This is a genomic window from Clostridium sp. KNHs216 (assembly GCF_006714885.1).
GTDB lineage: Bacteria > Bacillota > Clostridia > Oscillospirales > Acutalibacteraceae > Caproiciproducens.
In genome coordinates this window covers 304,010-317,948 of the sequence record NZ_VFMF01000001.1, presented here as the reverse complement: position 1 = coordinate 317,948, position 13,939 = coordinate 304,010, and the positions used below count along the sequence as shown (strand labels likewise).

Below are 13,939 nucleotides of genomic sequence, written 5' to 3'. Positions count from 1 at the left end.
CCTCCAAGTTACATAATACTGTCAGGGTTCATATCCGCAAATACCGATACCGAGGAAAATTCACGCACTCCCGCAAACTGAATCAGCAGGCGAGAGATCATTTCCCTGAATTTTGTATGATTGCGGCATTTAATGATCAATTTATATCTATATTTATTACTTACTTTCCCGATTAATGCCGGAGAGGGGTTCAGCACTCTCATCGGCTGCCCGGAATACTCGCTTTGTGCAAGAGTTCTCAGCATATTTAAAAAGGCTTTGCTGGCTTCCCGCACTTTCGCTTCCGTACCGCCTACAAAACCGACAACACAAATATCTGAAAAAGGAGGATAGAGCATCGCTTTTCGGATCGCAATTTCCCCTTCATAGTATTCCTGATAATCCTGCCTGGCGGCAAGCTTGATAATATCGTTTTCCGGGGTAAAGGTCTGAATAATCGCTTTCCCCGCAAACTGACCGCGGCCCGAACGGCCGACTACCTGTGTCAGAAGGTCGAACGCGCGCTCATAGCTCCTGAAATCGTCGCTGTAAAGCGTCTGATCAGCCGAAAGCACACCGACAAGCGTAACATTTTCAAAATCAAGCCCTTTTGCGACCATCTGTGTCCCGATGATAATATCGTATTCTCCTTCGGCAAACTGCCGGAGTTTTTTCTCATAGGCAAACCGCGTCATCGTTGAGTCGGTGTCCAGCCTCAGAATACGCGCATCGGGCAAGAGCTCCCGCAGCTGCTGTTCGGCCCGCTGCGTGCCGTAACCGGTGAAGTGGACCTTATTTTCATGGCACTGGGGGCACTCTTTGACCAGCGGCATGGAATAGCCGCAGTAATGGCACATCAGGCGGTGATTGGCAGAGTGGTATGTCAGCGAAATGCTGCAGTTCGGACACGTCATGACATGGCCGCAAGCCTTGCAGGAAACAAATGTGTTATATCCCCTGCGGTTCAGCAGAATAATCGACTGACGGCCGTTTTTCAGGTTCTCATCCAATGACTGATGCAGAACCGAACTCAAAATCGTATTGTTTCCGCTTTCCACTTCCGCATTCATATCCACCACCGTTACTTCGGGAAGGACGGCATTACCGTAGCGGGTGGAAAGCATATTGAAGCTGTAACGCCCATTCTGTGCAAGATAATAGCTTTCAATGGACGGAGTCGCCGAGGACAGTACAAGCAGCGCCTTATGGTAGGCGCAGCGAAACTTTGCCACATCCCGCGCATGATAGCGCGGAGACGATTCCGATTTATAGGTGTATTCCTGTTCCTCATCCAAAATGATGAGTCCCAGATTGTCAAACGGAGCAAAAACCGCTGAACGCGTTCCAACAGCGATCAGCGCTTCCCCGTTTCTGACTCTTTTCCATTCGTCCATGCGCTCCCCAAGGGACAGTCCGCTGTGAAAAACAGCAACATCCCTTCCGTAGCGCTGGTGAAACAAAAAGATCGTCTGAGGGGTGAGGGATATCTCCGGCACCATCACAATCACGCCGCGGCCGTCCGATCTGACCGCATCGATCAGCTTCATAAAAACGGACGTTTTTCCGCTGCCGGTAACACCGTACAGCAAAGAAACCCCGCCGCTGCCGGAAGTGTATTGCCGGTATAAATTCGCGTATGCCTGCTGCTGCTCCGCAGAAAGGACGATATCTTCCGCGGGCCCGCCGTTCTGAATATGATCGTAGGGATTCCGATAAATTTCAATCTCGTAGTATTGCGCAATATCTTTTTTGACCAGCGCGTCCACAACCACAGGGGTAACACCCGCAAAATAACAGAGCTCCTTTAAAGAAGCGCTGCCGACATCGCTGAGAAGATTGTAAACGCTTTTCTGTTTCAACGTCAGTTTATGCGGTTCCTGATTTTCGGTTAACCGCACCATTTTCTGCGAGGCGTCTCCTATCTGCCGGACAGTTCCGCTGCTTTTTACCAGAATGTTCGCCTTACAGAGCTTTTCAGGGACATTGGAATCGCCGGAAAGCCCCAGCTCCTTTAAAAGCTTATCACGGTCGACGCAGGCGCCGGCATGAGAAAGATAGAGAACGATCTGTCTTTCAACTTCGTCCAAGCTATCTATATCCAAAGAAGGAACGGGAACGGCAAGAGAATATTCCGTCCTGATTTTAAAGTTGATTCCCGTTGGCAAAAGCAGTTTGACGGCATCATAAAGCGTGCAGAAATAATGTTCTTTCAACCAGACAACAAGGCGAAGTGACTCCTGAGAAAGGAGCGGAGCCTGGTCCAGAAGCTCCAAAACCGGCTTCAGTTTTTCCGCACTGTCCTGATGGGCCAGTGCGAGGACCATTCCCTGCCGCTTGCTGTCAGCCCCACCGAAAGGTACCATTACACGGCATCCCGGCTTCACCGATGCGAGAAGCCCGGAAGGAACCGTATAGTCAAAAGCCTTATCGAAATGATAAACGGTCTTATCTACCGCTACTTTTGCAATGGTAAAATCGGACATTTTATACCTCGTTGGATCATTCTTTGGAACGGCTGTCAGGCTCGACAATCTTGTATTTATTTTCCATCAATTCGTGAACGGCCACATCAACCGGTTTTTCAATCAGGATTTCTCCCCTGTTTTCAGCATCGGCCGCAATTTCTCTCGCTCTTTTTGAAACAGCGATCACAAGGGAATAACGGCTTTGATTTGGTTTTACAATCAAATCTGCAGATGGTTTAAGCATGATTCAGTATCCTTTCAATTAAAAGATTATCTCTCTTTACTTTATGCTTTTCAGCACAAATAATGTGAATAATTTCGTCGACCGCATGATCGACCGTATCGTTAATCACGACGTAATCGTAGTGGACTGCTTCCAGGATTTCATTTCTGGCGACAGCAAGCCTTTTTTGTATCGCTTCTTCGCTTTCCGTTCCGCGGTCCTTCAGCCGCTGCTCAAGCGCCGCGAGCGATGGAGGAAGGATAAAAATACTGACGCTGTCGGGACATTTATTTTTAATCTGGGACCCGCCCTGCACTTCGATTTCTAAAATGACAACATCCCCATTTGCAAGCCAATTATCAATGGGTTTGCGCGGAGTGCCGTAAAAATTTTCGCAGTATTCCGCGCTTTCAATCATTTCGTCCTGTTGTGTCATTCTGATAAATTCATCTCTGTCCACAAAATAATAATCTCTGCCGTGGACTTCTCCCTCACGGGGCTGACGGGTTGTAGCCGATACGGATAAGCGGACGTTCGGATTCTTTTCCAGCAGCTTTTTCAGGATAGTATCTTTTCCCGCACCTGACGGACCGGAAAACACAATCAGAAGCCCCTTATTCTTCATCGTCATCAAGCTCCTCATCGGTAAGGTCTTCCTCGCGGTCATTCAGCCTGTTGGCGACGGTCTCCGGCTGCACGGCGGACAGAATCACATGGTCGCTGTCCGTGATAATCACCGCTCTGGTGCGGCGGCCGTAGGTTGCGTCGATCAAAGTGCCGCGCTCCTTTGCGTCCTGTATCACGCGTTTGATCGGAGCGGATTCCGGACTGACAATCGCAACAAGCCGGTTGGCGGAAACCATGTTGCCAAATCCGATATTAATAAGCTTCATAAAGATATCCCCCTCCATTGCCTTAGCAATGATTACTCAATATTTTGTATCTGTTCGCGGATTTTTTCAATCTCCGCTTTGATATCCACAACCATGTACGCGATTTGGGAATCAATGCATTTGGAACCGATGGTATTTGCCTCACGGTTCATTTCCTGTACGATAAAATCCAGCTTACGGCCGATCGCCTCATTGGAATTCAGCATATTGGAGAACTGTTCAAAGTGGCTGCGAAGCCGCACGGTTTCTTCAGAGACAGCGATCTTGTCGGCGAAAATAGCAGTTTCGGTCAGGATTCTCTGTTCGTCGATATTGCTGTCGCTCAACAGCTCGGTCAGCTTCTGGGTCAGCTTCTGCTGATATTCGCTTACGGTCTGCGGAGACCGCTCCTCGATTTTCCCGACCGTCTGCAGAATCGTTTCCGCACGCTGCAAAACATCCGCCTTTAAGCGTTCCCCCTCTATTTCTCTCATTTTCAGAAACGCAGCCAGCGCCTGGTCGGTGACCTGCCGGACGGAATCCCAAATGATCTGCTCGTCTTCGGGCGCTTTATGGACGGTGAAGATATCGGAATATCTTGAAACGGTCCCCACGGAAATATCATCCCGCAGACTGTACCGCTGCGCAAGCTCCCGCAGCGCGTTCACATATCCCGCCGCCAGAGAATGGTTGACCAGCACCTGGGCATCCGTATCCTCCATGGTCTCAATGAAAGCATAAACGTCGATTTTCCCTCTGGAAATTTTGCTTTGCAGGTATGATTTGAATTTCTCATCCAAAAAACCATATCCGCGGGTAATCCGGGATGAAAACTCAAAATACCTGTGATTCACGGATTTAATCTCAATGATAATGTCCCTTCCGTTGATCACCTCTTCGCATCTTCCAAAGCCCGTCATGCTTTTAATCACGCAGTATCATCTCAATTCACTTTAATTTATCGTGGCAGAGCTGTCTTCCATTTTGAACAAAGAGCATTATTAATAATAATATCAGTTTTCCATAGGAATTGTCAACTAGAGCAAAACAATTCAGCCCCAATTTTGGGGCTGAATTGATCGGGAAAAGGATATTAGACTGGATGAACCATCTTTTCGGCATCTGCGTGCTTTCCGTCAATGCCGTATTTTTTCTCCGCGCGTTTCTTGAAGAAGTCGGTTGCGACCTTCGGGAACTGGGCATAGGAAAGAACGTCTTCCTCCTGCTCCGTCCACTGGGCGCACTCTTTGCGAAGGGATTCGAGTTCGGGCTGCAGCAGGTCGGCCGGACGGCACGTGACTCTCGGCGTATCGCCGATAATCTTCTTCGCAAACTCGTCGTCGATCGGCAAAGGAGTGGAGCCGTATTTTCCAGCAACCAGATCCTTGAATTCATTCGTACACATTTTGTAACGCTCGCCGGTGATGATATTGTACACAGCCTGCGTGCCGACGATCTGGGACGTAGGCGTAACCAGCGGCGGATAACCGGAATCCTTGCGGACACGCGGGACTTCCTGAAGAACCTCTTCCAGTTTGTCTGCCTTGCCGGCCTGTTTCAGCTGTGAAAGCAGGTTGGACAGCATTCCGCCCGGCACCTGATAAATCAGGGCCTTCGTGTTTGTCGCCAGCATGCTGGGGTCGAGCAGGCCGCTCTTGATGTACTTCGCTCTCAGGGTCATGAAATATTCCCTGATTTCGTTGAGCAGGACCAAATCCAGGCCGGTATCGTATTCCGTTCCCTTGAACGCCGCCACCATGGACTCCGTCGGAGTGTGGGAGGTTCCCAGCGCCATAGGAGACATGGCCGTGTCAAGCAGATCGGCACCGGCTTCCACGGCTTTCAGCTCACACATGGAAGCAAGGCCGGAGGTATAATGCGTATGCAGCTGAACCGGGATTTTCACCACGGATTTGATAGCTTTGACAAGATCGTAGGTCTCGTAAGGCGTTAAAAGGGCGGCCATATCTTTAACGCAGATGGAATCCGCTCCAGTCTCCTCGATCCTCTTCGCATAGTCAATATAATATTCATGAGTAAAAATCGGGCCGGTCGTATAGGAAATGGCGACCTGTGCGTGAGCGCCCTCTTTTTTGGCGGCCTTGATGGCGACATTCAAATTCTTGATATCATTCAGGGCGTCAAAAATTCTGATAATGTCAATACCGTTCGCTACGGAACGCTGGACAAAATATTCCAGTACATCGTCGGCGTAATGACGGTAGCCAAGCATATTTTGCCCTCTGAAAAGCATCTGCAGCTTTGTGTTCGGGCAATTTTTGCGCAGGGTTCTCAATCTTTCCCACGGGTCCTCGTTCAGGAAGCGCAGACAGGCGTCAAAGGTGGCGCCGCCCCAGCATTCCAGAGAATGATACCCGACTTTGTCAAGCTTATCAAGGATGGGCAGCATGTCTTCAATGGGCATTCTGGTTGCAATCAAAGACTGATGAGCGTCGCGCAGAATCGTTTCGGTAATTCCAATTTTTTTAGCCATGATAATGCCCCCTTACTGGAGGGAAACAAGAGGAGTGCCGGAATCAACACTGTCCCCTTTGTTTACATGAACCGCCGCGACGGCAGCGTCGTGCGGAGCCATAATCTCATTCTCCATCTTCATCGCCTCTAAAACCAGCAGGACGTCGCCCTTTTTCACAGCCTGGCCCGGGGTCACGTTAACGGAAACGATCGTGCCCGGCATTGGGGAGGAAATCAGTTCCGCATCGGCCGGAACAGCCGCCTTCGGAGCGGGAGCCGGTGTCGGCGCCGGTGCAGCGGGAGCACTTGCCTGAGCAGGTGCGGGGGCCGCAGCCTTGGCGGCCGGGGCGACGGGCGCGGAAGCCGCGGCTCCAGGAGCAGAACCGCTTACTTCTTCAACCTGAACATCATAAACAGTGCCGTTAACGGTTATTTTAAGGTTTTTCATATGTTTGACCTCCTAAATAATTCAAATTGATCTGCGGTAACTATATTTGAATGTTGCTGTGTTTCTTGGGAAGACCGGAAACTCTTTTGCCCGATATCATCTGCAGAGCGGCAATCACGCGGATTCTTGTTTCTTCCGGAAGAATAATGTCTTCCACAAATCCGTGGGCAGCAGCGCCAAACGGAGACGCTTCCGTTGTTTTATATTCTTCAATCAGCTGCTTACGGTCCGCAACAGGATCGGCGGAGCCCGCCAGACGGTCATTCCAGAGAAATACGGCCGCGGTTTCCGGTGCAAGCGGAGAAACTACCGCGTTCGGCCAGGCCATAGTATAATCGGCATTGGCTCCGCGCCCGGCTGTCGCAACGTAAACAGGACCGTAAGCCGAGCCGGTAATGACGGCGACTTTTCCGGTCGTTGCTTCCGAATAGCAGCTGGACAGCTTGGAGGCCTCCCGCAGGGAAGTGAATTTTTCAGCGTTTACAAAGGTGACGACCGGCAGCGAAAACGCATCGCAGAATCTTACAAAGCGCGCCGCCTTGGCGCAGGCGTCCGCATCCAGCACGCCGGTCAAGGCAATGACGCCTGTGGTTGAGCCGTCGATCTCGGACAGTCCCGTAACAGCGGCTTTGCCGTATTTTTCACTGAGCTCCAGAAAGCTGTCGTCATCGCAAACCGCCGAAAGAATGGAATGGATATCGGAGTCACCGGTCAGATCGGCCGTGTCGGCGGAACCCTGCATGTCCAAGACCGGGGCCCCGGAAAGATTATTGGAAGGCAGAAGGGTAATCAGCTTGCGTACGGAAGAAATCGCGTCCTGCTCGTCACCGGCAGCAAGATGGCAAACGCCCAGCTCCGCGGCCTCCTCTGCGGAACCGTGTTCCCCATTGGTATCGATGGTCAGCTCGCCCTTATCCGACATCACCACAATGTCGGCACTGGCGGCGATCATCGCGGATGTACCGATGCAGGGACCCAGCACGAGTGAAATCTGAGGAACAACTCCCGAAAGATGATTGGCGGTCAACAGAATGTCGCCGTAAGCCGCCAGCATATTGCCGCCCTCTTTCAGCCTGCCGCCGATAGAATCGTAAATCCCAACGACAGGAAGTCCTGTTTTAAGGGCGAGATTATATAGCTTTTTGATTTTTGCAGCCTGAGCGCTCGACATGGCACCGCCCGCAACGTCGCTGTTCTGGGCAAAAGCGTAAGCGGGGACGCCTTCAATTGTGCCATAACCCGCAACAACTTCCGCATAGTCTTCCCCAGACCTGGCCAAGCCGTCGATTTCATTGAAGCTGCCTACGTCAAATAGAGTGCTGATACGTCGATAGCCTGTCGCATTTTTCGCCGTGTCACGGGCGGTGCGCAGCCGTTCCGCACAATCGACCTTACTCATTTTCCATTCCTCCGTTTTATAATGAATTTTCATGTAAAAAAATTAACGAAATCAAATTAAGTATAATATATTACAAAGAAGTTAGCAAGTATTTCCGGAAAATTTTGTTTATTTTTTACATATCTTTATAAAATTCGACAGAGGACTTGTGAACTTATCATTTGACCATAAAAAACCGCATCCGGAAAGGAACTCCTGAAGCCCGTCTATCCGGGATTCCATCCGATAGGCGCCGATCGCCGCTCCGTAGGAGGCGGCGGCCCGGAGCATACTGTCCGCGCACAAACGGCCATGGGCATCCAAATCTTCCAGGCTTTCGCACCCGGCGATCTCCATTTTCAGCATCCGGATCACCGAAGACTGCATGTCGACGGCCACATAGCCCAGTTCCCGATCCCCATCCATCATCACGAGAACCCGCGCATTATTTTCTGCGGCGGGAACGGTCCGTATGATTTGGGCGGCTCTGTCCCGGTCGTTTAATGCCAGAATGGAAATCATCCGCTTCACTCCCCGCTTCTTTATTCTGCTTGTCCGCTTTTGCCCCGGCAGTAAGCTTTTTGACTTCCTCGGAGGTAAGGAGCCGCCACGTTCCGGGCTGGAGCATTCCAAGCTTTACAGGACCGACCGCAATCCGCTTCAGCCGTGCTACTTCCAGACCGAGCTGTTCGCACATTTTGCGGATCTGACGGTTTCTTCCTTCGTACAGAACGATTTCCAGCACCACGCGCCCGGCCTCCTGAGAAAGAACGTTGACCTTGGCGGGCGCGGTTTTTCTGCCGTCTATTACGATGCCCACCGCTATCTGGGTCAGCTGGTCTTCCGAAATGGAAGGATGCACCGTTACGCGATAGGTTTTGGGAATGTGCAGCGACGGGTGGGTCATCGCGTTGGCAAATTCACCGTCGTTCGTCATCAGCAGAAGCCCTTCGGACTCCCGGTCCAGACGGCCCACCGGATAAATACGCTCCGGCACATCCTTAATGAGCTCTGCCACACATTTCCGGTCCATTTCATCACTCATGGTGGTGATAAAGCCGCGCGGCTTGTTCAGCATGAGATAGACCGGCTTCACATGAGTGTCCAGCAGCCTGCCGTTCACGCTGACCTTATCCTTTTTCGGATCCACCTTATCCCCGATTTTTGCTGTAACGCCATTTACCTTTACTTCCCCGGCGGAAATCATTTCTTCCGCCTTTCTTCTGGAAGCAACCCCGCAGTCCGCAAGCATTTTTTGCAGCCTAACATCTTTTGCCATCGTATAATACATCCTTTATATTTAATTTATAGAAACAGATCTTTTACCCAGTCCCAAAATATCTGGAACATATTTTTGTGGATTTCAGCTCTCGGGACCTGCCCGTCGGCAATCAGGTCCGTGGTGGCAAGTGTTTTCCCATTCAACGTGTACCTGACAACGCCAAGCGTCTGCCCCTCCTGTACGGGCGCATAAAAAAAAGAGGGCAGTTCAACAGTCCTTTTTATGTTCGGTATTTCATCAGCGGTCACAACGATTTCTTTCCCCGCGCTGCCCTTCACCATAACCTGGTTCGACGAACCGCCCACAACCGGGATCTGGACAGTGAAAGAAGAGTCGTCAACGGGATACGAGGATAATTGCGCGAACCCGTAATTCAGCATTTTCTGATGATCGTTCCAATCGTCGGGCGCATCCAGCGTAACCGCGACCAGACAGACCCCATCCCGTTCCGCCGAGGAAACCAGACATCTTCCGGATTTTTTGGTGAAGCCCGTTTTTACCCCGATACAGCCCTCGTACATGCTCAGCAGCTTGTTGTGATTGGTAAAACGGATAGTCTGAACCGGATTCACATATTGCACAGTGACCGCCTTTTGGGAGGCGATGGCCGCAAAATCGGTATTCTGCATTGCCGCCATAGCCAATTTGGCCAGATCGCTGGCCGTTGTATAATGCTCCGAATTGTCCAGGCCCGAGGGCGTGACAAAATGGGTGTCCTTCATCCCTAACTGCTGCGCCCGTTTATTCATTAGCTCCGCAAAGGCATCTAAGGAACCGCCTATGGCGATGGCCGCGGAATTGGCCGCGTCATTTCCCGAAACGACCAGCATCCCTTCCGCCAGAGATTTCAGGCTGAGCTTGTTGCCGGGCTTCAGGCCCATGGAGGAACCCTCCACCCGAACCATGCTGTCCGTTATGGTAACGATTTTATTATCCACCGCGGCGGTTTCCAGCGTAATCAGAGCAGTCATGATTTTTGTCGTGCTTGCCATGGGCCGTTTGTCATCTTCGTTTTTCGCGTACAGTACCTGCCCATTGTCCGCGTTCATCAATACCGCCGATTTTGCGGAAACCTGCGGCTGGACATCCGCCCATACGAAAACCGGAAAGGAAAAAGAGAAAAATAACAGACATAAAAATAAAGATATTTTCTTTTTTAACAAAACAACCACCTGCCTATAAATTTATATGCAAGCGGTTGCTTCAATATTGAAAAATTATATTTGCGGATCGTCCAGTTTCACATCTTTTGTCTGTGAAACATCATCCCCGTTTTTGTTTTCAGCATTCTTTGATTTTTTTCCTTCGCCCTTTTTGTTAAAAAGGCCGCTGATTTTATCGACCATATCGGGGAACATGCCGATCACTCTGTCCGCGGTATTGTTGTAAGGATCAATCTGAAGCATTTTCACCGAGCCGTTGCAAATCGTAATGAAAGCCACCGGATTGATGGAAACGCCGGCTCCGGTACCTCCGCCGAAAAAATTCTTTTCCGACTGGACTTTACTCGGGAAGTCGGAACCGCCGGAAGCGAATCCATAGCTGATTTTGGAAATCGGAATAATAATGGAGCCATCCGGTGCGGTAATCGGGTCGCCGACAATGGAATTGATGTCAACCATTTGTTTGATTTTTTCCAGAGTTGTATTCATCATGCCTTCAATAGGATGATCGCTCATTTTTAATGCACCGCCTTATCTGTCGTTTTATTTATTTTAGTCGGGTTTATTTTTATTTTTTTCAGCAGCATCAGTGATTTTAATAGCGCGGGCAGCATGGACGAAAGAATAAAAAGCAGCTTTGTTTTTATTTCACAGGTAAAGAAAATCCGGCACTCCTTCTCATTGAAGTCGGGAGCGATATGGATATGATAGTCCTTGCATTTCACTCGGGTAACAAGCACCGCCATTGCAGGGTAAACCACGGAACAGGTGCATCCGTAGGAAATGGCGGCCTGAGCGGCGTCTTCATCCGCAACCGCAATATCAACAAAAATACGCTGAATGACAACGTGAGAAAAAAGCTTTTTAGCCGCCCCTGTGGCAATAGAGGCAAATTCACTGATGATGTCCAAAAAGCCGGATAAACCCTTACGCTTTATTATGTCCCTGAATTTTGAATATGCGTCACTTTTTTCTCCTGTTTCTTCCTTTCCAGTTTTTTCCGGCTCCCCGGTTTCCTGGGGTTCCGGCGGAATTTGATAGCTGAAAAACAAATACTTGATTTTCGCGGAAAATTCCTGTTCAAAACATGCGGAAACAGAAACGGGAAAGAGCAGAAGGACAAAAAGAAACAGGACAATTCCCAAAACGATCAATAAAGCTGTCATAATGCCTCCTGCAGTTTATCCATTTATCCGGTCATCCGGCGGAAACGTCCGCCATTTCCTCTGCCTCGTTTTCCTCCTGCCGTGATTTTTCAAGAGGAGGAAGCTCGCTGAGAGAAGAAATGTTCAAGCACCGCAAAAAATTAGGCGTGGTGCCGTAAAGCAGCGGCCTTCCCGGAAGCTCCAGCCGGCCCCGCTCTTCGATCAGTCCCTTTGAAGTCAGACTGCCCAGCACCCCGGAACAGTCCACACCGCGGACCTGCTCTACAAAAGCCTTTGTTACCGGCTGATTATAGGCAACAATGGCAAGCACCTCCATGCCCGCCTGGGACAGGGGGGTGTTGCGGCGCATATCCAAAATCCGCCGGACATATTCGGCATATTGAGGATTGGAACACATTTGATAATGATCTTCCAGCTTTACAATCTGGACGCCCGCCTCTTCGCGGTTGAACTCGTCCATCAGGTTTTGAAGCATTTTCGCGACGGTGGACTTGTCCAGCTCCAGCGCGTCCGCTATTCTGTCAATGGAAACCGGATCTCCGCTTGAGAAAAGGATCGCTTCTATTGCTCCCTGAAATTTCTTGATCTCCAATTTTTCACACCGCCATTGATTAATTTTACCACCGCGCTGCAGCTTCCGCCTTCGATACGCACCCGCTTCCCTTTCACCAGCTCCAGGACCGCCAAAAAAGTAGCCACCAGATCGGATTTGTCCCGTTTTTCCTCAAACAATTCTTCGTATCTGATGCCGTCTCTCTGCCAAAGGCGGCGCAGTACATAGATGATCCGGGAGGAAACCGTTACGGTTTTATGCGTAACAAGGTGGGAAAACGCTTCGGGAGGCGGCGGAATCAGACGCCTGCCCCTCCCCACCGCGTTATGATAAGCATGAAAAAGCTCTGCGGGCGTATGATTCCGCCGGTAAGTGGGATCAACCTGTATTTCAGAAGGTTCGCGGACAAAAGCGTTAAAACTGAAATGTTCGGCTAAAATCTGCGCAACACGCTTACACTCCTGATATTCCAGAAGCTGTCCACTCAGTTCCCGCCGAAGCTCGTCCGCTTCCTCGTGCTTCGGGAGCAGATAAACGGTTTTCATATAGACCAGCCGCGCCGCCATCTCCAGAAAATCGCTCGCGATATCCATATCCTGTTCCTTCATCGCCTGTATGTGCTCCGTGTACTGATCCAGAAGCTCGGCAATCGGAATTTCACAGATATTCAGCTTATTTTTGGCAATCAGATAAAGCAGCAGGTCAAGAGGCCCTTCAAAAACAGGCAGCCTATAGGATAGTTTTTCCATAATCCTTCCCTTTTATAACAGGCCGAACAGTTTGAACGGAAGTTCCGCCAGCCACAGCACAACGTTCAGGCAGGCGCTCTGCAGAACGGCAAGGGGAACACGGAGCATACCGCTGAACAATACTACGAAGGCAATCATGATGATAATGTTCTGGTACCTGTAATAATTGTAAAGCGCTTTACTGGACAGAAAGGCGCCCAGAATTTTGGAACCGTCCAGCGGCGGCAGCGGAATCATATTAAACACCGCGAGGGCGACATTGATCGTGATATAGGCGATAAAGAAGGTCTGGACAAACGCAGGGACATTCGCCTTCATCGCAATCCAAAGCCCCTGATAAATCACGGCGCCGACGAGAGACGCCAGCAAGTTGGACAAAGGTCCCGCCAAAGCCGTAATGGCCATGTCGCGTTTCGGGTTTTTAAAGTACCGGGAATCAACCGGAACCGGTTTCGCCCAGCCGAAGCCGAACAGAAGAAGGAACAGCGAACCGACCGGGTCAATGCTGGCGAGCGGATTCAGAGTCAGTCTGCCGCTGTATTTGGCAGTTTTGTCGCCAAGCTTGTAGGCAACCCAGCCGTGCGCACATTCGTGCAGAGGCAGAATGCAGAAAATGATAAACAGGGTAGCCAGTATTTGGGATAAAGCGGAAGCCATATCAAACGGCTGTCCTGAAAAAACGTCACTGATCATGTTAAACAGCATATCATAGTCTCCTTTATGGGATATTATTATAATACCTTTCGGCCTAAAAAACAAGCAAGGCGATAAAAACCGGAAGATTTATCGCTGAAATTCATTTTTCTGGGATAATATCATCAAAAAAGGCCGGAAAAGGCTTGCATTTACATTTATTATCTGATAGAATACTACTGTTGCGATTCTATAAACAGTCCTTTTAAAGGAGGTGCAGACACATGGCAAAATGTGATGTTTGTGGCAAGGATATGGCTTTCGGTATTAGGGTCTCCCACTCACACAGACGTGCGAACAGAACTTGGAAGCCCAATATTAAACGTGTTAAAGCAGTTGTGAACGGTACTCCTAAGCGTATTTACGCCTGCACCCGTTGCTTGCGTTCCGGCAAGGTAACCCGGGCCGTCTGATCAAAAAAACATTATGTTTAGAGGAGCCTTAAAGGGCTCCTTTTTTCTGCGTAAAAACGGATAAAAGCAGTGCCGCTATG

General features: G+C 50.0%; 17 protein-coding genes. 1 reads left to right on the top strand and 16 read right to left on the bottom strand.

The features are described from left to right. Positions 1–8 precede the first annotated feature (8 nt). The 16 genes from priA to LY85_RS01520 all read right to left on the bottom strand — a co-directional run bounded on the left by priA (position 9) and on the right by LY85_RS01520 (position 13,458). Positions 9–2,462 (bottom strand): primosomal protein N', encoded by a 2,454-nt coding sequence (priA, locus tag LY85_RS01595; RefSeq protein ID WP_141825207.1) that lies wholly within the window; start codon positions 2,460–2,462, stop codon positions 9–11. Positions 2,463–2,478: 16 nt separating this feature from the next. Next, the gene (locus tag LY85_RS01590; RefSeq protein WP_038324132.1) at positions 2,479–2,688 is read right to left on the bottom strand and encodes a DNA-directed RNA polymerase subunit omega; all 210 of its coding nucleotides are present in this window, start codon (positions 2,686–2,688) and stop codon (positions 2,479–2,481) included. After that, a complete protein-coding gene (gene gmk, locus LY85_RS01585; RefSeq protein ID WP_141827920.1) occupies positions 2,681–3,292 on the bottom strand; it encodes a guanylate kinase in 612 nt (203 codons plus the stop codon). Before gmk ends, LY85_RS01590 begins: the two co-directional genes overlap by 8 nt. Then, positions 3,282–3,560 (bottom strand): DUF370 domain-containing protein, encoded by a 279-nt coding sequence (locus LY85_RS01580; RefSeq protein WP_038324128.1) that lies wholly within the window; start codon positions 3,558–3,560, stop codon positions 3,282–3,284. The genes gmk and LY85_RS01580 overlap by 11 nt, the downstream gene beginning before the upstream one ends. Before the next feature lie 32 nt (positions 3,561–3,592). Continuing rightward, positions 3,593–4,471 (bottom strand): YicC/YloC family endoribonuclease, encoded by an 879-nt coding sequence (locus LY85_RS01575; RefSeq protein ID WP_141825206.1) that lies wholly within the window; start codon positions 4,469–4,471, stop codon positions 3,593–3,595. A 161-nt stretch (positions 4,472–4,632) separates the two neighbouring features. After that, positions 4,633–6,033, bottom strand: a complete 1,401-nt coding sequence (locus tag LY85_RS01570; protein WP_141825205.1) for an oxaloacetate decarboxylase subunit alpha — start codon at positions 6,031–6,033, stop codon at positions 4,633–4,635. Positions 6,034–6,045: 12 nt separating this feature from the next. Then, positions 6,046–6,462, bottom strand: a complete 417-nt coding sequence (locus LY85_RS01565) for a biotin/lipoyl-containing protein (RefSeq protein ID WP_038324125.1) — start codon at positions 6,460–6,462, stop codon at positions 6,046–6,048. 40 nt (positions 6,463–6,502) lie between these two features. Continuing rightward, the gene (locus LY85_RS01560) at positions 6,503–7,861 is read right to left on the bottom strand and encodes a carboxyl transferase domain-containing protein (RefSeq protein ID WP_243122445.1); all 1,359 of its coding nucleotides are present in this window, start codon (positions 7,859–7,861) and stop codon (positions 6,503–6,505) included. 108 nt (positions 7,862–7,969) lie between these two features. Next, positions 7,970–8,269 (bottom strand): hypothetical protein, encoded by a 300-nt coding sequence (locus tag LY85_RS01555; RefSeq protein WP_141825203.1) that lies wholly within the window; start codon positions 8,267–8,269, stop codon positions 7,970–7,972. A gap of 16 nt (positions 8,270–8,285) precedes the next feature. After that, positions 8,286–9,119: a pseudouridine synthase gene (locus LY85_RS01550; protein ID WP_141825202.1), complete on the bottom strand. Its 834-nt coding sequence runs from the start codon at positions 9,117–9,119 to the stop codon at positions 8,286–8,288. 26 nt (positions 9,120–9,145) lie between these two features. After that, positions 9,146–10,294: a D-alanyl-D-alanine carboxypeptidase gene (locus tag LY85_RS01545; RefSeq protein ID WP_279230981.1), complete on the bottom strand. Its 1,149-nt coding sequence runs from the start codon at positions 10,292–10,294 to the stop codon at positions 9,146–9,148. A 45-nt stretch (positions 10,295–10,339) separates the two neighbouring features. Continuing rightward, a complete protein-coding gene (gene ytfJ / locus LY85_RS01540) occupies positions 10,340–10,801 on the bottom strand; it encodes a GerW family sporulation protein (RefSeq protein WP_141825200.1) in 462 nt (153 codons plus the stop codon). Between the two features lie 2 nt (positions 10,802–10,803). Continuing rightward, a complete protein-coding gene (locus LY85_RS01535) occupies positions 10,804–11,451 on the bottom strand; it encodes a DUF2953 domain-containing protein (protein WP_141825199.1) in 648 nt (215 codons plus the stop codon). A gap of 31 nt (positions 11,452–11,482) precedes the next feature. After that, positions 11,483–12,043: an SMC-Scp complex subunit ScpB gene (gene scpB, locus LY85_RS01530; protein ID WP_038324116.1), complete on the bottom strand. Its 561-nt coding sequence runs from the start codon at positions 12,041–12,043 to the stop codon at positions 11,483–11,485. Beyond that, complete coding sequence (locus tag LY85_RS01525) at positions 12,013–12,753, bottom strand: segregation/condensation protein A (RefSeq protein ID WP_038324114.1); 741 nt, start codon at positions 12,751–12,753, stop codon at positions 12,013–12,015. The genes scpB and LY85_RS01525 overlap by 31 nt, the downstream gene beginning before the upstream one ends. Before the next feature lie 12 nt (positions 12,754–12,765). Next, positions 12,766–13,458: a site-2 protease family protein gene (locus LY85_RS01520; protein WP_042081815.1), complete on the bottom strand. Its 693-nt coding sequence runs from the start codon at positions 13,456–13,458 to the stop codon at positions 12,766–12,768. A gap of 212 nt (positions 13,459–13,670) precedes the next feature. On the opposite strand from LY85_RS01520, the gene rpmB reads away from it, so the two are divergent. Further along, positions 13,671–13,859 carry a 50S ribosomal protein L28 gene (rpmB, locus tag LY85_RS01515; protein WP_081928271.1) on the top strand — a complete coding sequence of 63 codons (189 nt, stop codon included), beginning with the start codon at positions 13,671–13,673 and terminating at the stop codon, positions 13,857–13,859. Positions 13,860–13,939: the final 80 nt, after the last annotated feature.

Bases quoted from the DNA above. Each gene is read 5' to 3' on its own strand.
- priA (WP_141825207.1), bottom strand. From the start codon at position 2,462: ATGTCCGATTTTACCATTGCAAAAGTAGCGGTAGATAAGACCGTTTAT.
- LY85_RS01590 (WP_038324132.1), bottom strand. From the start codon at position 2,688: ATGCTTAAACCATCTGCAGATTTGATTGTAAAACCAAATCAAAGCCGT.
- gmk (WP_141827920.1), bottom strand. From the start codon at position 3,292: ATGAAGAATAAGGGGCTTCTGATTGTGTTTTCCGGTCCGTCAGGTGCG.
- LY85_RS01580 (WP_038324128.1), bottom strand. From the start codon at position 3,560: ATGAAGCTTATTAATATCGGATTTGGCAACATGGTTTCCGCCAACCGG.
- LY85_RS01570 (WP_141825205.1), bottom strand. From the start codon at position 6,033: ATGGCTAAAAAAATTGGAATTACCGAAACGATTCTGCGCGACGCTCAT.
- LY85_RS01565 (WP_038324125.1), bottom strand. From the start codon at position 6,462: ATGAAAAACCTTAAAATAACCGTTAACGGCACTGTTTATGATGTTCAG.
- LY85_RS01560 (WP_243122445.1), bottom strand. From the start codon at position 7,861: ATGAGTAAGGTCGATTGTGCGGAACGGCTGCGCACCGCCCGTGACACG.
- LY85_RS01555 (WP_141825203.1), bottom strand. From the start codon at position 8,269: ATGATGGATGGGGATCGGGAACTGGGCTATGTGGCCGTCGACATGCAG.
- LY85_RS01550 (WP_141825202.1), bottom strand. From the start codon at position 9,119: ATGGCAAAAGATGTTAGGCTGCAAAAAATGCTTGCGGACTGCGGGGTT.
- ytfJ (WP_141825200.1), bottom strand. From the start codon at position 10,801: ATGAGCGATCATCCTATTGAAGGCATGATGAATACAACTCTGGAAAAA.
- LY85_RS01535 (WP_141825199.1), bottom strand. From the start codon at position 11,451: ATGACAGCTTTATTGATCGTTTTGGGAATTGTCCTGTTTCTTTTTGTC.
- LY85_RS01525 (WP_038324114.1), bottom strand. From the start codon at position 12,753: ATGGAAAAACTATCCTATAGGCTGCCTGTTTTTGAAGGGCCTCTTGAC.
- LY85_RS01520 (WP_042081815.1), bottom strand. From the start codon at position 13,458: ATGCTGTTTAACATGATCAGTGACGTTTTTTCAGGACAGCCGTTTGAT.
- rpmB (WP_081928271.1), top strand. From the start codon at position 13,671: ATGGCAAAATGTGATGTTTGTGGCAAGGATATGGCTTTCGGTATTAGG.